Source organism: Nonomuraea sp. 3N208 (genome assembly GCF_052245935.1).
In the GTDB taxonomy this organism is placed as follows: domain Bacteria; phylum Actinomycetota; class Actinomycetes; order Streptosporangiales; family Streptosporangiaceae; genus Nonomuraea.
The window spans coordinates 1-20,442 of the sequence record NZ_JBQQBR010000087.1 but is presented as its reverse complement, the minus strand read 5'-3'; the positions used below and the strand labels follow the sequence as shown (position 1 = coordinate 20,442).

Here is a 20,442-nt window from a genome sequence, read left to right as displayed (position 1 = left end):
AACGCTGGATCACCCGCTGGAAAGCCGCTCTGAACGCCTTCGCCATCACCTTCGAAGGCCGTCTGACCCCGACCACTCGATAGAACTAATTCAAGATCGAGTTACACCGTTTTCTGGACAGGCCCGTCGCGCACGTCGCCGCCGCGCTTCGTCACCAACTCAGCACCGGTGTGGCGCTCGGCGGAGGCAAGGAACGAGCACATGGACTGCGTTTGATGGTGACCGACGCAAGCATTGACGTCGGCGAAGGTCCGAAGGTGCGCGGCACCGCCCTGGCGCTGCTGCTGGCAGTGTCCGGGCGGCCCATCGGCGCAGATGAACTCACGGGCCCAGGCACCCCAGCACTAACACGAGACGGAGGACTTCACCATGGCTGATACCGGGAGAACGACGCGCGAAATCGATGCCACGTTCACCGCCTCAATCGTTGCCGATTCCAACAGCGGTTGGCCATGTGTGCAGATGCCCGGCTCGGCGGACTTCTTCGGCACCGGGAAGGCCGTGAAGGTGGCAGGCACTGTGGACGGGCACGCATATGAAGCAACCATGCTGCCGGTCGGCGGAGGCACACACATGATGCCGCTTCGCGCACCATTTCGGAAGATCATCGGCAAGGCCGTCGGCGACGAGGTGACGGTGCACCTGACGCATCGTTTCTCCTAGGCAGGGCAGTCGTAGACCTGATTCAGCGGCAGCCGCCAGGCCGTCGTCGGCCGTGTGCACGTCGCCGAGCACCGCCTGGGGCTCTCGCTGCCGCAGGTCTGTCTGCACGCCGTCACCGCCGCGCGGGCGCGGCTTACTTGTGGTGGCCGCTGGCCCCGTCTGTGGTGGGGATGCGAGACGGCGCCTGGGTGGGCTCTAGGTAGCTGCTGCACGGTGGAACCGAGTCCCCGGATGTGGCCCTGTTTCGGCCAGGTTGCAGTGGCGTTGGCGGCTACCAGGTTGCCGGGCGGATCCATGGCAGGCGGCGCTTGGTCTTGACGTCGCGAGTAGTGATGTCGTTCCAGAAATCGTCGTCAGAATCGAGATTGCTGAAGAGCTGATCCCAGAGGTCGGCCTGCCGAGAGCTGTCGAAGGGGTACGAGGGGTACAGGGTGGGAGCCGCCGCGCCACCCGGGGGCGTCGTGGGTGAAGGGTCGGCGGCGCGCTTGAACGTGTAGATGGTGCTGATCTGCTTGATCTCGCTGTCTTCAAGGCGGACCAGGTCATGGATGACGTCGCGTGCGTGGCGGCCGGCGGGCTGTGTGCGGCGGTAGAGCAGGGCGGCGAGCAGGAAGGTGGTGTCGATGGTGTCACTGTAGGCATTCCACCTTCTCGCCCTGGTCTTCATGCCGCTGGCGCCGTAGGCGTCGGCGATGTCGCGGCAGACGTCGCTGACGATGGCGCCGCACAGCCGGTCGCGGACGGTGAGGTCGGGCAGGGTGAGCCTCAGCTTGCTGTTCACGCGGGCGGCGCGCTGGAGGAACAGAACGCCTTCTTGGGGGGCGTCGTTGTTGATGAGCAGGATGTCGAGCCTGAAGGCCGCCAGAGCGTCCTGGTCGTCCGGATCGTCATCGCAGGCGCTGAGAAGTTCTGGGCCGCGCGGGCCGAACCAGCTGCGCATGCGATCTGCTGCGGCCTGTCTGGGGGGCGAGCTGCCCATGAGGGCCAGGGCGGCCTCCTTCTCCACGGGCTGAGTGTCGTCCTCCAGCCGGTGAGATGGGTCAGGCCGGTGCTGGGTGTGGCGGGCAAGGTCGGGCGTCGCCAGGTCCTCTGTTCCACGAGGGGCCGGGTTCGGCGCAGGCTGGTCCGTGCCCGGCATCGGGCCGCTGGGGATGTCCTGCGATGCGGGCCAGGGCTTGTCCGCCGGGCCGTTGGGTTGGGGCAGCGTGTCCAGCCCGTCCAGGGGCATCGCCGGTGCGGGGCTGAGCGAGGTGCAGGCGTCGGGAGAAGGCGCGCGGGTGGCGGGATCGTGAGCGCCGGGCCGGGCGGGAGGTCTCCGGAGGCCTCCGGAGTGCAGGCCTCCGGGGTGGAGGCCGCCGGCGGGGAGGGCGAGGCCCTCGGCTCCGCCGGGGCCTCGGTCTGCGCCGCGTCGACGGCCTGCTGGTGGAGCAGATACAGGTCCTGCTTGGTGCCGAGGCTGTCGGCGCTCACGCCGGTGCTTTGCAGCTCGGCGTGCAGGACGTCGTACACGCTGGCCACGTTCTCCCAGCATGGAGGCCCCTTACGGCCCTGACCGGTGAAGATGGCCGCCACGGTGGTTTTGCTCAGGCCAAGCGTGTTCTTCTTGGCGATGCACCCGTAGGAGACATTGCCAGCCTTACGGCGCAACCGCCGCAGTTCTTCATAGAGCCGCTCCAGGGGAGCGTCGACCGCACGGCCAAGTCATCGTGGCGGTCACCGCCAATCACAGAGTGCGCCTTGAGGTAAACGGAAAGCAAAAGTCTCTCGCACTGCGCGGAGCGCTGAAGCCCACATGCCCGCGGCCGCCGCATCCGGAACGACCCGGTACGACATGGTCATCTCCCCATCTTTCCGATCGGGCTTCTGCGCAGGCCTCCATCGTTCCGGATCGTTCCGCAACGGTCCGCGCGCGGGCCGTTCCGGAACGCCTGCCGGGAGCCGTTCCGGAACGACGCGGGACGCGATGTGGGGGCGTCCGGCGAGCCTCCAGAGGGCGTGGCACGCCGCCGAGGCCAGATGTCCCGCAGTGGATTTGGGAAACCCGTTCGACGGCACGGGTTCGTTCCGGAACGACCCGGTTGTGATCTGTCCGGCCGGCTGCGGGAGGGCGAGGCACTAGGCATGGAGGGGACCGCATGCCCGGGGGCACGGGCACGCTCCGGCGCCGCCGTACACCCCCAGGGGTGCGTGTGTCCGATGACCTTGACCCCCTTCACAACGCCGTGAGGAACGCCATGAACAACAACCGGGGACTGTGGGTGGCCGTTATCGTCACCGCCGGTCTCTTCGTCGCCTTCGCCGGCGGCGGCTTCGCCTGGCTGGGCGGCACCCCGGTGCCGCTGGCGGTGCTGGCCGGAGCGGCCGGTTTCGCCGGCTTCGTCGGCCTCGCCCTGGCCGTCATGACGTTCCTGGCCCGGGCGCAGGGCTGAGCCATGGCCACCCTCACCCGTTCCCGCCCTGCCGGAAGGTCCACCCGCTGCCGGGGAGCCGCAATGACCCCGCCCACGTTCGCTTGCCAGCACATGCCCGGCGTCACCGTGATTTCGGTGGCTGGAGACCTGGACGCGGCCAACGCCGACCGGCTGGACACCTTCATCAGCCGCGCCCGCTACCGGCCGGGCGACCACCTGGTACTCGACCTCAGCGAAGTACCGCTCGTGGGCCACTCCGGCCTGCGCGTCCTGCTCAACGCCCGGGCCCTGACCCGCCAGCACGGCGGCGACCTGCACCTGGCCGCCCTGCAGGAGTCACCCGACCGCCTGCTGAACACCACCGGGGCCAAGCCCGTGCTGACCGTGCATCACAGCGTGGAAGGGGCCATCCTCGCGGCCCTGCACGCCAGCCAATTTCCTCAAGGCGGGCTGTAACCGGTGCAGGACCTCGAACGTCGCGTCGGCGGCCGCCGACACGGCGCTCCAGGGCTTCGGCGTGTCAGCAGCAACAGAAAGCTGATCGGCTGCGATGTTTGGTACGGCGGTCTGGGCAAGCAGCTTTCGGTCCAGGAGTCTCGGCACCGGCTGGCGCGCAAGCTCTGCCACGGCAACGCCGGGAAGATCCGGCAGGCCTACCGGGAGGGGCAGGAAGATCAGTTAGCGGCGTTAGGGCTGGTGCTCAATGCCGTGGTGTTGTGGAATTCGAAGTATTTGTCGGCGATCGTGGATCAGTTGCGTGCCCAGGGCGTGCCGGTCAAGGACGAGGATGTGGCCCGGCTCAGCCCGCTGGGCCACGCCCACCTCAACTGCCTGGGACGCTATGCGATCGCCTCCTCGGCCCCGGACAAGGGCCTGCGGCCGCTCGGAGCGGCGGTGCTACCCCAGGATGCGTCTTCGGCGGTCGTGGACGAGGACGGCGTCTAAAGCCCCGCAGTTACGTATCTCTCCCGACGACCGGTGTCGGAGTCATGCCGCTGCGTCGTCGTCGATGTCGAGGGCGACCGCCAGGTCGCGCAGGCACTCTTCGAAGACGGGCTCCAGGTCGGTGTAGGCGAAGTCCAGTTGGTGCAGGACTTCCATGCACAGCAGGCCGTACAGCCTGATCCAGCACGCCAGGAAGACGTGGGCGGCCTCGGGCGGCAGTCGCCCATCGATGGCGGCGGAGTAGGCGGTCAGCTGCTCACGCAGGGAGGCGGGCAGGTCGGCCAGGTCGGGCACCGGGAACGGCCGTGTCCGCCACAGCTCGACCGTTAGGTCCAGCAAGACCTGCTCGAAACGCAGGGCGGCCTGGTGGCGCACCGAGTCCGGCCGCCGGTTCGGCGGTGCGATGGGGCTGGCGAAGATCCAGCCGAACTCGGCGGGATGGGCGATGGCCCAGGCGCGCATGGCCCGGCAGACGGCCAGCATGCGGTAGCCGATCGGCGCGCCGGCGCAGGCGTCGCGGGCCTGCTCCATGACGGCGGCCAACTCGCGGAAGAAGTCCGCGGTCACCGCGCCGACCAGCTCGTCGTGGCCGGCGTAGTAGTGGTAAAGAGCCGGGCCGCTCATGCCGACCTGCCGGGCGACCGCGTTGATGGTCACCGCGGCCGATCCCTGCTCGACCAGCAGCCTGCGCGCGGCCGCGTGAATCTCCTCCAGGGTGGCCTGGCGCAGCCTTTCCCGCCTGCTGGTGTGTGCGGACATCATCGCCCCTCTTGTCGTTCTGTCGCCGCGATTGACATCTTAAGGCATCTATGTTTCCTTAATGGCTATAAACAATCTAGAACCCATAAGGAGTGGACATGGAGCCTGTGTGGATCCTTCTCGCGGTGGTGGTGCTGGTTGCGGCCGTGTGGTGGCGGATGTCCAGATCCGCCCACGTCCGGCGGCGCAAGGACTCCTGACATGGCCCGCACCATGCGCGACCGCTTGTTCGGCAAGTACGCCATGGAGGCGACCGTCACCGTCGCCGAGCAGGTCACCCCCGCCATACGCCGGATCCGGCTGGAAACCGACCAGCCCGTCGCCTTTCCCTACACCCCCGGCCAGCACATCAGGATCCAGCTGAAGGACCCGCTGTCGGTGTCGGGCATCCTGCGCCCAGCCGAGACGCTGCGCACCTACACGATCTGGGACCTCGACCCCGGTAGAAAGGCGATCGAACTGCGCGTCCACCTGTACGCGGGCGACGGCATCGGACTGAAGTGGGCGCGGGCGGCCCGGCCCGGAAACCGGGCGACCTTCTGGTGGCCGCAAGGTGACTTCTTCACCCGCGAGGCCGACTACCACGTGTTCATCGGAGAGGAGACCGCCAGCGCCGCCTTCGGACCGATGATCAGAGCGTTGGGAGCCTCGGCCGAGGTGTACGGCGTCCTGGAGAGCGAGACCCCCGAGCACGACCTGCCCATGGCCGGGACGCCGCCGCTGCGCCGCGTCCACCGCCACGGCGCCCCCGCCGTCGCCTCCCCGGTGCTGCTCGCGGCCGTGGCCGAACTCGACCTCCCGGGCAACGCCGGAGCCGCCTACGTGGCCGGGGAGGCGAGAACCTGCCAGCTGGTGCGCGACTTCTTGGTACGCGAACGCAACTGGCCGCGTACCTCGATCAAGGTCAAGCCGTTCTGGGCCCCGGGCAAGCGGGGCCTGCACTGACCGTCAAGGAGGGGTGCCGTTAACGGACGTGTCACCAACCGCCAAATGTGGGCGGCCCCTTAACTGACCTGCTGTAATGCCCTGCCGCTTCGGGCGGATCCATAGATATGGAGCGTCCGCCGTTAGGCATGGATGAACTGGTCGACCACTGGACGGTGCTCAGCGACGAGGCCGACCTGGTCAACGCCAAGCACGAGAACACCCGGCTGCCGTTCGCGTTGCTGCTGAAGTACTACACCCAGCACGGGCGGTTCCCTCGTGGCCGGAGCGACTTCCCCGACGAGGTGGTCGACTACGTCGCGCGCCAGACCAAGACGTCACCCGGCAGCGTGGGCCTGTATGAGTGGTCGGGCCGGACGATCGAGCGACACCGCCGCGAGATCCGCGATCATCTCGGTTTTCGGGAGTGCTCGGTCGCCGACGCTGACAAGCTGATCGACTGGCTGGCGCTCAACGTCGCGCACGCCGAGCGGCAATCGGACCGGGTTCGCGAGGAGCTGCTCAAGCAGTGCCGGGCTGAGCGGATAGAGCCGCCCGCGCCTGGGCGCATCACCCGGATCGTGCGGTCGGCACTGCACAACGCCGAGGAGACTTGGTTCGCGAAGATCGCGGCCCGGCTGGATGCCGAGGCGACGGCCCGCGTGCTGGCCCTGATCGCTGTTGACGGCGACGCCGGTGAGGCTGGCGATGAGGCCCAGCAGGAGGAGGTCGAGGACGACCAGAAGGACGAGGGTTCGGTCCTGGCCTTGATCAAGGCGATGCCGGGCAACGTGAGCCTGGACTCGATGCTGACCGAGATTCGTAAGCTGAACGCGATCCGCGCCATCGGGTTGCCCACGGGACTGTTCGCGGATGTGGCACCGAAGGTATTGGCCGGGTGGCGTTTCCGGGCCGCGGTGGAGTCGCCCTCGCATCTGCGCCGGCGGGCCCGCAACGCGCCGGACGCGACCGTCACCCTGCTGGCCGCGCTGCTGGTCGAGCGGGAGCGTGAGGTCACCGACAACCTGGTCGATCTGCTGATCGCCACCGTGCACCGGGTCGGCGCCCGCGCCGAGCGCAAGGTCACCGAGGAACTCATCAACGCCTTCAAACGGGTGTCGGGCAAGGAGAACCTCCTGTTCACCATCGCCGACGCCTCGCTGACCAAGCCGGACGGCACGGTACGCGACGTGGTCTTCCCCGCGGTGCGCGGCGGTGAGCAGACGCTGCGCGAGCTGGTGCACGAGTTCAAGACCAAGGGGCCGGTCTATCGGCGCACCGTGCAGACCACACTGAAGGCCTCCTACACCAACCACTACCGGCGCGGCCTGATCGAACTGCTGGAGGTGCTGGAGTTCCGCTCCAACAACACCGCCCACCAGCCCGTCATCGACGCGCTCAAGCTCGTCAAGCGCTACGCCAAGGCCGGCAACACCACCTACTACCCGCTCGGCGAGACCGCGCCCCAGCACAAGGGCACCGTCAAGGACTGGGCCGACCTGGTCTACCGCGCCGACACCCGCGGCCGGCGCCGAGTATCACGCATGGTGTACGAGGTGGCCACCTTCCAAACCCTGCGCGAGCAGCTGCGCTGCAAGGAGATCTGGGTCGTCGGCGCCGACCGGTGGCGCAACCCGGATGAGGACCTGCCCAGCGACTACGAGTCTCGCCGCGCCGAGCACTACCGCGAGCTGCGCAAACCCCTGGACCCGACCGAGTTCTGCGACACCCTTCGCGAGGAGATGACCACCGCCCTGGCCGACCTCAACGACGCGCTGCCCTCCCTGGACTGGGTGGAGATCAGCGACCGTAAGGCGGGGGCGATCAAGCTGACGCCGATCGAGGCCGCTGAGGAGCCGCGCAACCTGCGCCGGATCAAGAACGAGGTGGCCCGGCGGTGGAGCGCGGTCCCGCTGATTGACATTCTCGAGGAGGCGATTCTGCGCACCGGCTGCCTGGCCAAGGTGACCGCGGCGACCGGCACCGGCCATATGAGCCCGGAGGTGCTGGCAGAGCGGCTCATGCTGGTCATCTATGCCTATGGCACCAACTGCGGCATCCGGCAGGTGGTCTCCGGCGCCCACGATCACAGCGAGGAGGACCTGCGCTACGTGCGCCGCCGGTACCTGATCCCGGAGGTAGCCCGCACCATCGCGATCGAGATCGCCAACGCCACCTTCGCCGCCCGCGACGCCGGCCTGTGGGGGCAGGGCTCGACGGCGGTCGCCTCCGACTCCACGCATTTCCGGGCGTGGGATCAGAACTTGTTCACCGAGTGGCATTCGCGGTATGGAGGTCGCGGGATCTTGGTGTACTGGCACGTGGAGCGCGGGTCGGTGGTGGTGCACTCCCAGACGCTCAAAGCGTCGGCCTCCGAGGTGGCCGCGATGGTGGAGGGTGCCATTCGGCACGGCACCACCATGAAGGTCGAGGGCAACTATGTCGACTCGCACGGGGAGTCGGAGCCTGGTTTCGGGGTGACGCGACTCCTCAACGTGGACTTGCTGCCGCGCATCAAGCAGATCAACCGCGTCAAGCTTCACCAAGCCGACTACGGCGACCTGGCTCGGTATGCGAACCTGGCGCCGGCGATGACCAGGCCGGTCCGCTGGGACATCATCGCCACCAACTATGACCAGGTCATCAAGTACGCCACCGCGATCCGCACCCGCACCGCCTCCACCGAGGCTATCTTGTCGCGCTTCACCCGCACCGCCTCTCACCCGGCCTACCAGGCGATGCTGGAGATCGGCCGGGCCGCACGTACCACGTTCGTCGCCCGTTACTTACGCGATCGCGACCTGCAGCGGGAGATCGAGGAAGGGCTGAACGTGGTGGAGGCGTGGAATCGCGCCAACGCGGTGCTGTGCTACGGCCGCGGTGGCGAGATCTCGACCAACCGGCGCGATGAGGTGGAGATGACCGCGCTGTGTCTTCGCATCCTCCAGGCCGCGCTCGTCTACGTGAATGTCCTGATGCTGCAAGACGTTCTGGCCGAAGAGAGGTGGGCCGCCCTGCTTACCCCGGTCGACCGGCGCGGCCTGACCCCGCTGTTCTGGCTGCACGTGCGCCCGTACGGCGAGGTCCGCCTCGACCTGAACGCCCGGCTGAGCATCGGTGGTCTCGGCTCGCTCGGCGGCGTATGACGGCAACTTGTTGATCGTTTGAGTCACAGTTCCCCGTTTCCGGACATGACCAACAAGGGTGCGCGCTCGAAGGCCGGAGCCTGGTCAAGTCTCTCTGTCGGACCGACTCGACCAGGCATGGGCTGTCAGTCGTCGATGGCCTGGTAGAGCGTGGTCCAGAAGTCGTGGATGGCCCGCGCCGAATCCGGGGTGGACATGCCGGTCTGGGTGAGCAGGATGCCGACGAGTTGGTGGTGCGGGTCGGCGTAGACGGTGGTGCCGCTGCCGCCGTCCCAGCCGAACTGGCCGACGGGCGCGTAGTCGCCCCGGTAGGTGCGCACTGCCATGCCGAACCCCCAGCCGCCGTGCTGCCCCAGGCCGTACCCTCGATGGACGGAGTCGCGGCCAAAAGCCTCCCGGGCGGCCAGCTGCTCGGGCGGAAGTTGATTGGTGGTCATCAGCTCGACCGCGGGCCGGGACAGGATCCGCTCGCCGTCGTGAATCCCGCCGTTGAGCAGCATCCGGAAAAAGGCGTGGTAGTCGTCGGCGGTGGAGTCGAGCCCGCCGCCGCCGGACTGGAACGCCGGAGGCGTGCTGTGGTGCCCCCCTTCGGCAGGGTCCTCCACGCGGAACTCTCCGGTCTGCCAGTCGGGGGCGTACAGCGGCGGCAGCCGGTCGATCTTGTCGGCGGGCACGTGGAAGCCGGTGTCCTTCATGCCCAACGGGTCGAAGATGCGCTCGCGCAGGAACTCCTCGAACGACTGCCCGGTGACCCTGGCCACCAGCACGCCGAGCACGTCGTTGCTGATGTTGTAGATCCACCGCTCGCCGGGCTGGCAGATCAGCGGCAAGGTGCCGAGGCGGCGCATCCACTCATCCGGGTCCGGCGCGGGCAGCAGCCATCCGTCCTCCTGGCCGTAGACACCCCGCTCGAAGAGCGCTCCCATGATCGGGGCGCCCGGCGCGGTCATGTCCATGCCGAGCCCGTTGGTGGAGGTGAGCAGGTCCCGCACGCTGATCGGCCGCCGCGCCGGCACCGTGTCGTCCAGCGGTCCGTCGGGCCGCGTCAGCACTTGCCGGTCGGCGAGCTCGGGCAGCCACGGATCCACTGGGTCGTCCAGCCGCAGCCGGCACTCGTCCACCAGCACCATCGCCGCCGCCGCCCCGACCGGCTTGGTCGTGGAGGCCATCCGGAAAATGGTGTCGCGGCGCATCGGCGCGCCACCGTCATGGCGCATCGTCCCGATCGTCTCAACGTGGGTCTCCTCGCCCCGGCTGACCAGGGCGACCAGCCCGGGGATCTTCCCGGACTCGACATGCCGTGCCAGCACATCGCGCAGTCTGTCCAGCCCGGTCTTGGAGAAGCCGCTGTTGCTGTGTCCCATCGTGAATCTCCTTTACACAATGTTTGATCTTGCAAGTCCCGTCCCGGCGCGGCGCGCACGAGAGTCGGGAGTCTGGCGGTCTCAGACGGCGACGCGCGCGATGGCGTCGGTCAGCTGCTTGCGCGCACGCGCGGGGACGTAGCCGCCGTCGGAGTAGTCGCGGACGAACTCCTCGACGAACTTCACCGGGTCATGCCCGACGATCTCGCGGATCGGCGTCCCGTTCGCCGCAGCCTGTTCGAACAGGGCGGCGAGTTTCTCGAACCGCGACGCGTCGCTGTCGCCGTCGGTCGGCACGAAGTGCATCATGTGCCGCTCGATCGCTTCGACCGCCGTGCGGTAGTTCGGCGGGAGCTGGCTCACGCGCGCCTTGTACTGCCGCCACCGCCGCTTGGGGCCGATCATCCTCGCGATGAAGCCACCCATTGCGATGTCAGACATATCCTCTGTCTCCTTTGCGTCAGACGTTCATGCATTGCTGAACGTCTGTGACAGTACATTGCATTCAGATATTGGTCAACATTCCTCGGCATCAAAAAGCCTGTACAGCTCGGGCATGTGACTGATATTGCAATGAATATGGGACTGAATGCAATGGGTGATCAAGCTTTGGATTGCAATGACGTGCGAGTGAATGCATACTGTGCGGCGGGAGTGCGGGCGCCGAGCCCGCGCACGCACGCAGATGGGAGACGAGCGTCGATGCCCGGAGACAGGCTCACCAGCGAGGACCGTCAGCAGATCGCTGCCGGGCTGGCCGAAGGGCTCGGCTACACAGAGATCGGCCGCCGTCTCGGGCGGCCCGGCTCCACCATCATGCGGGAGGTCACCCGCAACGGCGGACCCGACGACTACAGGGCGCAGCGGGCGCAGGAGGCCACCCAGCAGCGGGCCCGCCGGCACCGTAAGGCCAAGTCCCCGGCGCCGCCGGTCGGCGATAGCAGCCACGGGCGCGATCCCCGGGCGGTCCAGGACCTCACCGAATCCTTCGCCGCGCTCCTGGAACAGCAGGGCATGCCCCGGATGACGGCCAGGGTGCTGGCCTGCCTGTACGTCACCGACTCCGGCACCCTCACCGCCGCCGAGCTGGTCCATCGGCTTAACGTCAGCCCCGCGTCGATTTCACAGACCGTCGCCTTCCTCGAACAGCAGGGACTCATCAAGCGGGAACGCACTCCCGGCGGGCGCCGCGAACGCTACGTCGTTGACGACGAGGTCTGGGTCCGCTCCACTCTCGCGGCCGTGCAGCAGAACGACACCCTGATCGCCGCGTCGCAGCGCGCGGCGCAGATCCTTGGGGCCGCGACCCCGGCCGGCGCCCGCTTCGGCGTGGCCGCCGAGTTCCTGCTCTCGGTGAACGCACCCCTCCGGCAGGTCATGGAGCAGTGGCAGCAGAACCAGGCCGACCGGAACGCCCGTGCACCCCTGTCCGGATAAGGCAATGGCCCCCACCTTGCGTTTAAGGCCGTGTGTGGGTTCTCACCTGATGTGGCGAAGATGATCATTTGAAGACGGATGCTGCGGTGGGATCGGCTGCGATGCCGATCGGGGTTGAAGCGGGTGAAGGGTGAAGCGCCACGGGACCCGAGCGGGGATGAGGTTGACCCCGGTTGAGGTGTGTCCTATTGGGCGGCATCCGGCGGCTTGGCGAAGCCGTGGAGGATGGCGTCGGCGAGTGACTGGGCTTGTTGTGCGGGTGAGAACAGAGCGGGGCATGCCAGCCAGGTGGCGGCGGTGCCGTTGGCCGCGTTGATGATCGCGAGCGCCGCCGTGTTGGCGGTGACGCCCGGGCGGAGTTCGGCCGAGCTCAGCAGCTGTGCCATCTGCCGCCGCCAGCCTTCCATGATGGCCTGCTTGTCGTGCAGGCCGCGTGCCAGTTCGGGTGCGCCCTCGGTGCTGCGCATCGACAGTGCGAACACTTCCCGGAACGTCGAATCCTCCTCCAGTGCCGTGAAGAACGCGACGAGGAAGTCGGCGACGCGTCGGAGAGGTGGTTCTGGGCCGTCGAGCTTGTTCCAGACGGGCGTGGCGGCCTCGACCCACAGTTCGCTGATCGCCGTGAGGCAGAGCTCGGCCTTGTCGGTGAAGTGGTGGTAGAGCGCGCCGCGGGTGACTCCTGCCCGTGCGGCGATCCCGGCGAGGGTGGCCGCGGCGTAACCAAGCTCTGCGAATTCCGCAAGGGCCGCGACCAGCAGGGCGCGGCGGGTGGCCGCCGCCTCCTCCGCAGTTCTCCGCATGCCGGACAGTTTCCCATACATGCGGGCATGTATGCTTCACTAAAGATACGTATATGCATGTATGTAAAGGAGCTCGCCATGCTACTATTCCGCGACGTCAAGGTGTTCGACGGCGAGGAGGTCCTTCCGCCCACGCACGTCACCGTCGCCGAAGGGCTCATCACCGTGATCGGAGAGGCAGAGACACCCGGAGCGGTCGTCGTCGAAGGGCGCGGAGCCACCCTGATACCCGGCCTCATCGACGCGCACGCGCACGCCTTCCCCGGCGATCTGCAACAGGCCTCGGTATTCGGGGTTACGACCGTCCTCGACATGATGGCCGACCCCGTCCAGGCCGCCAAGCTCCGCGCCGCGGCCGCAGCCGCCCCCGAGTTGGCGGACCTGCGCACCGCAGGCACCGCCGCCACGATCCCCGGCGGGTACGGCTGGTACCTCGTCGAGATGGGCCTCCTGCCGCCCTTCCCCACCCTCACCACCCCCGAGCAGGCTGAAGCCTTCGTGGCCGAGCGACTGGCCGAAGGGTCCGACTACCTGAAGATCCTGCTCGACGACGGCTCTACCGTGGGCATGCCGACCCCGACGATGCCCAACGAGACACTCCATGCGCTGGTCGCCGCCGCCCACGACAGAGGCAGGATCACCGTCGCCCACGCGCTGACCGCGGAGTCGGCCCGGCTGGCAGTCGCGGCAGGCGTCGACGTGCTCGGCCACTTATTCGTCGACCGGCCCGCCCCAGAGTTCGCCTATGAGCTGGCGGCAAGGGAAACCGTGGTGATCCCCACGCTCGCCGTACTCGGCGAGCTGTTCGGCAGGCCGCAAGGCCGACAACTGGCCACAGACCTCCGGGTCGCGCCATACCTGGGCGAAGGGGCACGGCGCATGCTCACCATGGAACCCGTGCCGCTCGGCGAAGGCGCACGGCACGACTTCGACGTGGCGACCCGCACGCTGACAGAGCTGCGCGACGCCGGCGTCACCGTGCTAGCCGGATCCGACGCCTCCAACATGGGAACAGCCCACGGCGCGACCCTGCACCATGAACTGCGCCGGCTCGTGGCCGCGGGCCTGACGCCCCGGGAGGCCCTGACCGCCGCCACCGCCGCCCCCGCCCGCCGCTTCGGCCTCACCGACAGGGGCAGAATCGCGCCCGGACTCCGCGCCGACCTGGTACTCATCGACGGCGATCCCACGGCCGACATCGACCACACCCTCGACATCCTCGGCGTCTGGCGGGGTGGACAGCGCATAGCACGCGAGCACCAACTCGGTGACGAAGGTCCGCTTACCAGCTGAGGGCAACCGGTGGACGCCCCGCCGGAAACGAAGATCTAAAACGATGGCCGTGGAGTCCAGTATGCCGGTTACGCCAACGCGGGCGGGAGAGCCATCGACGATGAGCTCGTCGGAGATGGCGAGGTTGCGGGAATTCCGGGCGGGCTGGCATGACTGCCTGACCAGGCGTGGGAACGCGTTGTTCGAGCTCACCGACGCCGTGTTGTGCGCGCCGACGATCACGTCGCTGCCGTATCTGAGTTTGGAGCCGGTGTTCCGCCGCAGCTGGGGCAGCCTGTACGACGGATTAGCGGCGGGATCGATCGATGCCGGACGGGTGCGCGAGCTGCTGGTGAGATCGGGCCCGGCGGACTGGCCGCTGACCTTCGCCGTGGACGCCAGTACGCACCCGCGTCCCTATGCCGAGACCAGTCCCGGGCGTGAGTGGCATCACCTGTCGGGACCAGGTGGCGTGGACGGCGGGGTGCCCGGATGGGCCTGGCAGCACGTCACCCAGCTCAATCTCGATCACGATTCGTGGGTCGCGCCGATGGACGTGACCCGGGTGGCCACCGGTGCCCCGGCGCAGACGCGGGCCGCCGTCGGCCAGATCCGCGCCCTGGCCGACCGGCTGCGGATAGCTGGGCTAGCAGGGCGCAAGCTGTTCGTCCACGACGCCGGATACGACCTGGCCGTGCTGGTCTACGAGCTGCACGGCGAGGCCGATGTGAGCGGTGAGCACGCCCGCCGGTGCGTCGGCCTGCCCGCTGATGCCCATCACTCGTTGTGCGGGGTGCACACCGTGAGCGGCAACGACGATATCGAGGTGCTGGTGCGCATCCGTAACGACCGGCTGCTGTATCGCGATCCACCGCCCCGCCCCGCGGGCAACGGCGGACGCCCGGGACGGCCCCGCCGCCACGGCGAGCAGTTCTCCTGCGCTCGCCCCGCCACCTGGGGCGAGCCCGACCAGGCCGTGATCGTCCACGATGAGCACTACGGCCAGGTCACCGTCCAGGCGTGGCACGGCCTGCACCCCAAGCTCGACAAGAAGGACCACTTCGCCGACCGGGCCGAAGCACCGATCCTGTCCGGCACGGTCATCCGCGTCCAGGCCGAACGGCTGCCCGGCGGACGCAAGCACACTCCGAAGCCGATGTGGCTGTTCTGGTCCGGCCAGGGCAACCCCGACCTGGACCGATGCTGGAGATCATATCTTCGCCGATTCGACATCGAGCACTATCTGAAGTTCCTCAAGAGCGTGCTCGGCTGGACCAGCATGGCGCTGCGCCACCCCGAGCAGGCCGAGCGCTGGAGCTGGATCCTGCTGGCCGCCTACACCCACATCCTGCTCGCACGCCGCCTCGGGGTCGTGGTCATATCCAGCCGGAAATTCCCGCTACCGGCTGTCTCCGCAGGCCAGCAGCTTCCGAGAAGACCGTGTTCCCGGAAGCCCTCGACGCGAGGACTTCCGAGAACGAGGCCCAGAGCGCGGCGAACAGTCAGCTCAGCACTTCCGAGGACAGCGGCCGGACAGCAAGCGGAAATTTCGGCCGGCTATGACCAGCACCCGGTCATAGCCGATGCAGGTTGCCGCACCGCTGCGCGTCGACAGGGATGGGGCTTGCACGTGATCAAGAATCTGCGTGATCAGTGGCTGAGGGGCTTGCGGTATCGGCGGTACTCACGGACCACCTGGAAGCCGAGCCGCTCGTACAGTGACCGCGCCCCGGCGGGGTCGCGGCCCTCGGTGTGGAGGCGGATCGGTCCGGCGCCCTGCCGGGTCAGCGTGCTGAGCGTCCGGGTGAGCATCGCGGTCGCCAGGCCACGCCGCTGGAGGTCCGGATCGACCTGAACGTCCTCGATCTCGATGCGGGAGGGTGTGTGGCTCACGGCGACGAGCCCCACCACGCGTTCGGCAATGGTCGCCACCTGAAACAGATCGAGCTGCGATCGGCCGAGCCAGTCGCGTAACCGGTCCTCGCTCGGCGCCGTGAAGAACGGTCGCCCGGCCCACACGCGGGAGGCGAGGTCCAACAGCGGTCGGGCGTCGGCGACCGTGGCGGCTCGGACCGTGATGCCGTCAGGTAGCTGCCGGGGTAGTACCGGCGAACCGTCGTACTCCATCTCGACCATGGTGAACACCTGCCGATACCCGCTGCGCTCCAGCAACGCCATCCGGTCCCGCTGGACAGTCGATGCGTTGGCACCGAGCACTGTCAGGCTGTTCCCGGGGTGGCCGACGGAAAGCCGAGCTGCGACGGCTTCGGACTCGCGCAGTAACCACCGGCCCAGGCCGTGCCGCCGTGCCGGCGGTGCCACGTAGCCGTCATTGAGGTAGACACGGGTTCCGTCGTCTTCCGTCCAGGACTGCAACGAACCCCACCCGATCATCGAACCGGCCGCATCGACCGCGACGACGGCCCAATCCGCGGCCTCCATCCCGCGCCGCACGCCGTCCGGATCCAGGACGGGCTCCATGGTGGAGTGGACATCGACGACATCAGCCACAGCATGTCGGGCATGCAGCCCATGAACCGCCGACGCGTCGTCGGGCCGGAACGGGCGCAACTGGTGGTAAGTCACCCTCCGAGTACATCACTGCCGTCAACGAGGATTCCTGGCCGTAGTGACGCGAATGCGCGCACACGCAACGCTGGATCTCTTCCTGCGGGCTCCTGGCCAGCCATCGAGCGAGGCGGTTTGCTTCGCTGGGCGGCGCAGGCCAGCGTGATCGGTTCTTGGTTCGGGGTCGTGGTCATATCCAGCCGGTAGCGGGAATTTCCGGCTGGATATGACCACGACCCCGCCTTGCTCAAGACCAACGCTACTCCTGGGAACGCCGCCACCACCGCAGGCTCTCACCAGGCCGAGTTCGCCGCGATTTCCCCCGGCTACTGATCATCCTGGGCACACCGGCTACCCTGCCGAAACCCTCCAAAGCCGGGCCGGGCCGCCCCAAAGGCCGTACCAGCACCCCGGCTCCCCGGTACCCAGCCCTCAAGAAAACTTCTTAATCACCGTCGGGTGGCCCAGGGGAATCCCACCCCTGGGCTCCCACAGAACCGTGCGTAACAGTCGCCCGTTACACGGCTCTTCTCATCCTTTCCAGAGGAAGTTGCTCTCCCAGGCCCAGTGCTTGAACAGGCCGGGGTCTCGATCGAGGATCCCGGTCCACCAGGCTTTGAACCGTTTGAGGGAGCGCAGCCGCTTGTATTTCTTTCGGGCCCAGCGCGCCAGGTAGGTGTTGACGTGCCGGAGGAGGGGATACAGCTGCGACCGGTAGAACCGGCCGTAGTAGGTGATCCAGCCCGTCACGATGGGGTTGATCCATCCGGCGAGCTCAGCGAGATCGGACCTGCCGCGCATGTGGATCCGCCAGGAGCGGAGCCGTTGACCCATCGCCTTGAGTGCCGCCGCGCTGACCGCGGGCAGAAAGGACGCGAACGCCTTCCCATCCGGATAGACGGCCTTGCGGGGGCGGAAGGTGTAGCCGAGGAAGGTGAACGAGATGTGCTCAAACGAGCCTCGTCGCCTCGAATCCCGGCAATACACGATCTTGGTTTTGTCGGGATGCAGCCGCAGCCCGACCTGTTCCATTCTCTCGGCGAGTGCGGCCAGCACCTGACGTGCCTGCCGCTCGGTCGCGCAATGCACCACGGCGTCGTCGGCGTAGCGCTCGAACTCCACAGTCGGGAACTCGCGTGCCAGCCAGGTGTCGAACGCGTAGTGCATGAAGCAGCGGCAGGGATGACGATAGCGACTGGAGGGGCATGGCTGTCAGTTGATTAAGGTCTTCTCCACGAATGACCTGCGGGCGCTTCGCTGCCCAACACGAAGAGATCCTCCAACTCCGCCGCCAGCACGACCGCGACACCCGAGTACGTCGGCTGCCAGCCCGGGCTGAGGGAATCGGGCCACGCAGCTGAGCCACCCACTCGACATGATGCCGCCGATCAGCCAGCCGACGGCTGGCCCCCGTGCCCGAATACCAAATATCGGCGCAACGCCTCTCGCCCACCGGGAACGAAAGGCCATCGATCAACGACCTCCCGCAGTTCGAGCTCTGTGAGCCAGGCATGCCAAGCGATCTCGGACGGATCTGGAACCAATGGCTCAGTGATCACGGCCTCGTGCACCCCGAACCAGACAGGGCTGACCCCATCCCGGCACAGGAACTTGAACATGAAACGCACCGGGACGCTGGCGCCCAGCTCCTCGGACAGCTCGCGGGCTGCCGCGTCCTCATACGACTCGCTCACGTCCACGGCGCCGCCGACCATCACGTCATAGTGGCCGGGAAAGCGAGTGTGCTGCTCCGCTCGGCGCAGCACGAGGATCCGCCGCATCGGATCGCGACAGATCGTCGTCGCGATCCGATGCATCCATCGCCGACGCTCCGCCTCTGCGCGATCCACGACTCCCAGCACGCGGTCCAGTTCATCCACTCGCTCGACCAGCTCGCCCATGCAGGACACGATCGCAGGCACCACCGACAACCTGCTCTACGAGCACCCAAGCTAATGATCTGCGTCACATGACCTGCCCGGAACGCAACACGAGCGACGACCCCCAGCGCGAACACCCCGATGGAAAGCCACCTGCTCGATCGCCACACGAACACAACCGCACACAGCGAGTACGGGCAGAAGGCGCTCCTACGTCACCCATTTGATCGAAGACGGCTGGGACCCGCGCTTCGTCCAGGAACAGGTTGGACACGAGCACGCGAGCACCACCGCGATCTACACCTGCGTCAGCTCCGACTTCCGCACCCGCACCCTGCGCCGGCACCTGGACGCCACTGTCGCCGCCCCACTCCAGCCCCAGCCGGGAAGGGAATCATGAAACGCAATGTCGGCTACACCTGGAAACTGCACGAGATCATGGCCGACCGGCGCATCTACACGGCCACCAGAGCGGGGCCACATCACACCGAGCGTTCGCGATGGCGCCGGCGACCAGATCAAATCCGCGACCTTATTCCTCAGGTGGCTCGACAATCGTGGCCACGCTCTCGCCTCCTGTCGTCAGAACGACATCGACGCCTGGTTCGCCGAGAACACCGAGAGCGCTCGCATTCGGCTACGACCCTTCCTCACCTGGGCCATGCGAAGCCGTCACTGTTCCCGATCCCTGTCCCTGCCCGCGATGCAGATCTCCCGTCGGGCAACCATGACCGAAGACGAACGCCTGGCAGCCCTCCGCCGCCTGTTGATCGACGTCGAGATTCCCCAGCGTCTGGGCGTCGCCGGCATCATCGTGCTCCTCTACGCGCAACCCCTTACCCGGATCGTGCGGCTCACCGTCGACGACCTGGTGCACGAGGGCGAAGCCGTGTTTCTGCGGCTCGGGGAACCGCCCTCGCCCGTCCCCGCGCCGGTCGCATCACTGCGGCTGGATTACGTCGCGGCTCGCGACAACATGAACACCGCCACCAACCGCGCCTCGCGTTGGCTGTTTCCCGGCCGGCGGGCACATCAGCCCTGTCGCCCCGACCACCTATCCGAGCTCCTCAACGAGATCGGCATCCCCGCGGCCGCCCGCGGCGCCGCCATCCGGCAGCAACTCCTTGAGATGCCCGCCCCTGTCGTCGCCGACGCCCTCGGCTACCACGACAAGACCACCGCCCGACTCCTTCGGGAAGGCGGCGGAGCGTGGAGCCGATACACCGCCGGAGAGCACGGACAGTGACCGTCGGGCTCGCTTCCACCCACAACATCCAGCAGTTGAATGGGCGAGCTCGCCAGTAAGTAATTGACCCCGGAAGGTGCGCCGGTCGCCGTATCAGGGTGTCTCGCGCTGAAGGTCTTCCCGCGGCAGGTCGGCGATCGCGCCCACCAGCAGTGGCCCGCTCAGCAGGTCGGCGGTGAACGTCACGCCGGTGAGGCGGGCCGCCATCGCGAACATCCACGCGAGGCCGTGCTCAGACAGGTCGTCGTACCGCTGGTCCCACTCCTCGTCCGAACCCTCCTCCAGAGGCAGGCCGAACTCGCGCATGAGGCCAGCGAGCCGGTCCGTGTCGGCACCGGAGCGATGCTCGGGAGAAGTCGGGTCGAAAGCCGTGACCGCAATGCCGTCGGCGGCGTAGTGGAAGTAGTCGCAGGCGTAGTCATGCCGTAAGACGGACACCACGTCGGTGCCGGCCGACAGCCGCGCCAGCGTCAGGTCGTCGGTCCCTGACCAGCCGCACGGCTCCACCGCCGCGCACCCATCGCCGGTTGCGACCACTCCGACGTGGCCACCTCCCTCACCGCCACCGGTCACCATCGTGAAATCGGAGACCGCCAGATCCAGCTCGGCGAAGCTCATCTCCGTGCTCGTGCGGGCGCCGAACCGGCGCAGCACCTCGGCAGGGTCGAGCCCGCGCAGCAAGGTCACGCAGTAGATCTCGCCGAGTAGGTTGCCCTGATCGCCGTACGGCGGTCGCAGCCAGCGGAACGGCGCCAGCGCATCGATCGTCATACCGGGATCTTGGCAGGCCCTACCGACATAGTCAGGCCCACTCCACCGTTCCTAAACAGTAGCCAGGAGTGACATCTTGATGCCACGTCCCGGAACTGCGCGCATCCCGAACGGTTTTGGATGCGCTGATCTCCCGCGTTCTCGTTCCCTCCGTCCGGCGATGTGCATCGTGTGCACGTTCCGTGACGGGGTGGCGGGGTTCCTCACGCCCTCGGACACCACGGTCGGCCTGGATGGTCCGATGCCCACGACGATC

General features: G+C 67.6%; 18 protein-coding genes and 1 pseudogene. 10 read left to right on the top strand and 9 right to left on the bottom strand.

The features are described 5' to 3' along the window. The first annotated feature begins 369 nt into the window (after positions 1–369). The gene (locus tag ACTWPT_RS58525) at positions 370–663 is read left to right on the top strand and encodes a DUF1905 domain-containing protein (RefSeq protein WP_443186215.1); all 294 of its coding nucleotides are present in this window, start codon (positions 370–372) and stop codon (positions 661–663) included. Between the two features lie 271 nt (positions 664–934). On the opposite strand, the gene ACTWPT_RS58520 is transcribed toward ACTWPT_RS58525, so the two are convergent. Continuing rightward, positions 935–1,891, bottom strand: coding sequence for a hypothetical protein (locus ACTWPT_RS58520; RefSeq protein ID WP_443186214.1), 957 nt, complete (start codon positions 1,889–1,891; stop codon positions 935–937). Positions 1,892–2,897: 1,006 nt separating this feature from the next. Here ACTWPT_RS58520 and ACTWPT_RS58515 point away from each other — a divergent pair. From ACTWPT_RS58515 to ACTWPT_RS58505, 3 genes and pseudogenes are all read left to right on the top strand, one after another. Next, complete coding sequence (locus ACTWPT_RS58515) at positions 2,898–3,092, top strand: hypothetical protein (protein ID WP_443186213.1); 195 nt, start codon at positions 2,898–2,900, stop codon at positions 3,090–3,092. A 63-nt stretch (positions 3,093–3,155) separates the two neighbouring features. Further along, positions 3,156–3,530 carry an STAS domain-containing protein gene (locus tag ACTWPT_RS58510; RefSeq protein ID WP_443186212.1) on the top strand — a complete coding sequence of 125 codons (375 nt, stop codon included), beginning with the start codon at positions 3,156–3,158 and terminating at the stop codon, positions 3,528–3,530. 111 nt (positions 3,531–3,641) lie between these two features. Next, positions 3,642–4,019 (top strand): annotated as a pseudogene (locus ACTWPT_RS58505) (Tn3 family transposase); the annotation flags it as partial. A gap of 42 nt (positions 4,020–4,061) precedes the next feature. Here ACTWPT_RS58505 and ACTWPT_RS58500 read toward each other — a convergent pair. After that, positions 4,062–4,778, bottom strand: coding sequence for a TetR/AcrR family transcriptional regulator (locus tag ACTWPT_RS58500; protein WP_443186211.1), 717 nt, complete (start codon positions 4,776–4,778; stop codon positions 4,062–4,064). Between the two features lie 201 nt (positions 4,779–4,979). Here ACTWPT_RS58500 and ACTWPT_RS58495 point away from each other — a divergent pair, with 201 nt between their 5' ends. Both ACTWPT_RS58495 and ACTWPT_RS58490 read left to right on the top strand, forming a co-directional pair. Beyond that, positions 4,980–5,723 (top strand): siderophore-interacting protein, encoded by a 744-nt coding sequence (locus tag ACTWPT_RS58495; protein ID WP_443186210.1) that lies wholly within the window; start codon positions 4,980–4,982, stop codon positions 5,721–5,723. Between the two features lie 128 nt (positions 5,724–5,851). After that, a complete protein-coding gene (locus ACTWPT_RS58490) occupies positions 5,852–8,848 on the top strand; it encodes a Tn3 family transposase (RefSeq protein ID WP_443186209.1) in 2,997 nt (998 codons plus the stop codon). 125 nt (positions 8,849–8,973) lie between these two features. On the opposite strand, the gene ACTWPT_RS58485 is transcribed toward ACTWPT_RS58490, so the two are convergent. Both ACTWPT_RS58485 and ACTWPT_RS58480 read right to left on the bottom strand, forming a co-directional pair. Continuing rightward, positions 8,974–10,212, bottom strand: a complete 1,239-nt coding sequence (locus ACTWPT_RS58485) for a serine hydrolase domain-containing protein (RefSeq protein ID WP_443186208.1) — start codon at positions 10,210–10,212, stop codon at positions 8,974–8,976. An 81-nt stretch (positions 10,213–10,293) separates the two neighbouring features. Next, entirely contained in the window at positions 10,294–10,653 is a 360-nt protein-coding gene (locus tag ACTWPT_RS58480; protein ID WP_443186207.1) for a DUF1048 domain-containing protein, read from the bottom strand. A gap of 261 nt (positions 10,654–10,914) precedes the next feature. Here ACTWPT_RS58480 and ACTWPT_RS58475 point away from each other — a divergent pair, with 261 nt between their 5' ends. Next, positions 10,915–11,649 (top strand): helix-turn-helix domain-containing protein, encoded by a 735-nt coding sequence (locus ACTWPT_RS58475; RefSeq protein WP_443186206.1) that lies wholly within the window; start codon positions 10,915–10,917, stop codon positions 11,647–11,649. Between the two features lie 185 nt (positions 11,650–11,834). Here the strand turns inward: ACTWPT_RS58475 and ACTWPT_RS58470 are convergent, their stop codons facing one another. After that, entirely contained in the window at positions 11,835–12,449 is a 615-nt protein-coding gene (locus tag ACTWPT_RS58470; RefSeq protein WP_443186205.1) for a TetR family transcriptional regulator, read from the bottom strand. Positions 12,450–12,527: 78 nt separating this feature from the next. Between ACTWPT_RS58470 and ACTWPT_RS58465 the strand changes: the two genes are divergently transcribed. Then, complete coding sequence (locus tag ACTWPT_RS58465; protein WP_443186204.1) at positions 12,528–13,742, top strand: amidohydrolase family protein; 1,215 nt, start codon at positions 12,528–12,530, stop codon at positions 13,740–13,742. A gap of 1,629 nt (positions 13,743–15,371) precedes the next feature. Here the strand turns inward: ACTWPT_RS58465 and ACTWPT_RS58460 are convergent. The 3 genes from ACTWPT_RS58460 to ACTWPT_RS58450 all read right to left on the bottom strand — a co-directional run bounded on the left by ACTWPT_RS58460 (position 15,372) and on the right by ACTWPT_RS58450 (position 18,190). Next, the gene (locus ACTWPT_RS58460) at positions 15,372–16,232 is read right to left on the bottom strand and encodes a GNAT family N-acetyltransferase (protein ID WP_443186203.1); all 861 of its coding nucleotides are present in this window, start codon (positions 16,230–16,232) and stop codon (positions 15,372–15,374) included. A 588-nt stretch (positions 16,233–16,820) separates the two neighbouring features. Continuing rightward, on the bottom strand, positions 16,821–17,456 hold the full coding sequence (locus tag ACTWPT_RS58455) for a group II intron maturase-specific domain-containing protein (protein WP_443186202.1): 636 nt from the start codon (positions 17,454–17,456) through the stop codon (positions 16,821–16,823). A 221-nt stretch (positions 17,457–17,677) separates the two neighbouring features. Further along, entirely contained in the window at positions 17,678–18,190 is a 513-nt protein-coding gene (locus tag ACTWPT_RS58450) for an NUDIX hydrolase (protein ID WP_443186201.1), read from the bottom strand. 73 nt (positions 18,191–18,263) lie between these two features. Here ACTWPT_RS58450 and ACTWPT_RS58445 point away from each other — a divergent pair, with 73 nt between their 5' ends. Beyond that, complete coding sequence (locus ACTWPT_RS58445) at positions 18,264–18,569, top strand: tyrosine-type recombinase/integrase (protein ID WP_443186216.1); 306 nt, start codon at positions 18,264–18,266, stop codon at positions 18,567–18,569. 327 nt (positions 18,570–18,896) lie between these two features. Then, entirely contained in the window at positions 18,897–19,415 is a 519-nt protein-coding gene (locus ACTWPT_RS58440) for a hypothetical protein (protein ID WP_443186200.1), read from the top strand. Between the two features lie 93 nt (positions 19,416–19,508). Here the strand turns inward: ACTWPT_RS58440 and ACTWPT_RS58435 are convergent, their stop codons facing one another. After that, positions 19,509–20,186, bottom strand: a complete 678-nt coding sequence (locus ACTWPT_RS58435) for a DUF6461 domain-containing protein (RefSeq protein ID WP_443186199.1) — start codon at positions 20,184–20,186, stop codon at positions 19,509–19,511. Positions 20,187–20,442 lie beyond the last annotated feature (256 nt).

Bases quoted from the DNA above. Each gene is read 5' to 3' on its own strand.
- ACTWPT_RS58435 (WP_443186199.1), bottom strand. From the start codon at position 20,186: ATGACGATCGATGCGCTGGCGCCGTTCCGCTGGCTGCGACCGCCGTAC.
- ACTWPT_RS58495 (WP_443186210.1), top strand. From the start codon at position 4,980: ATGGCCCGCACCATGCGCGACCGCTTGTTCGGCAAGTACGCCATGGAG.
- ACTWPT_RS58500 (WP_443186211.1), bottom strand. From the start codon at position 4,778: ATGTCCGCACACACCAGCAGGCGGGAAAGGCTGCGCCAGGCCACCCTG.
- ACTWPT_RS58455 (WP_443186202.1), bottom strand. From the start codon at position 17,456: ATGCACTACGCGTTCGACACCTGGCTGGCACGCGAGTTCCCGACTGTG.
- ACTWPT_RS58485 (WP_443186208.1), bottom strand. From the start codon at position 10,212: ATGGGACACAGCAACAGCGGCTTCTCCAAGACCGGGCTGGACAGACTG.
- ACTWPT_RS58440 (WP_443186200.1), top strand. From the start codon at position 18,897: ATGACCGAAGACGAACGCCTGGCAGCCCTCCGCCGCCTGTTGATCGAC.
- ACTWPT_RS58465 (WP_443186204.1), top strand. From the start codon at position 12,528: ATGCTACTATTCCGCGACGTCAAGGTGTTCGACGGCGAGGAGGTCCTT.
- ACTWPT_RS58480 (WP_443186207.1), bottom strand. From the start codon at position 10,653: ATGTCTGACATCGCAATGGGTGGCTTCATCGCGAGGATGATCGGCCCC.
- ACTWPT_RS58470 (WP_443186205.1), bottom strand. From the start codon at position 12,449: ATGCGGAGAACTGCGGAGGAGGCGGCGGCCACCCGCCGCGCCCTGCTG.
- ACTWPT_RS58475 (WP_443186206.1), top strand. From the start codon at position 10,915: ATGCCCGGAGACAGGCTCACCAGCGAGGACCGTCAGCAGATCGCTGCC.
- ACTWPT_RS58510 (WP_443186212.1), top strand. From the start codon at position 3,156: ATGACCCCGCCCACGTTCGCTTGCCAGCACATGCCCGGCGTCACCGTG.
- ACTWPT_RS58490 (WP_443186209.1), top strand. From the start codon at position 5,852: ATGGATGAACTGGTCGACCACTGGACGGTGCTCAGCGACGAGGCCGAC.
- ACTWPT_RS58520 (WP_443186214.1), bottom strand. From the start codon at position 1,891: ATGCCCCTGGACGGGCTGGACACGCTGCCCCAACCCAACGGCCCGGCG.
- ACTWPT_RS58450 (WP_443186201.1), bottom strand. From the start codon at position 18,190: ATGGGCGAGCTGGTCGAGCGAGTGGATGAACTGGACCGCGTGCTGGGA.
- ACTWPT_RS58515 (WP_443186213.1), top strand. From the start codon at position 2,898: ATGAACAACAACCGGGGACTGTGGGTGGCCGTTATCGTCACCGCCGGT.
- ACTWPT_RS58525 (WP_443186215.1), top strand. From the start codon at position 370: ATGGCTGATACCGGGAGAACGACGCGCGAAATCGATGCCACGTTCACC.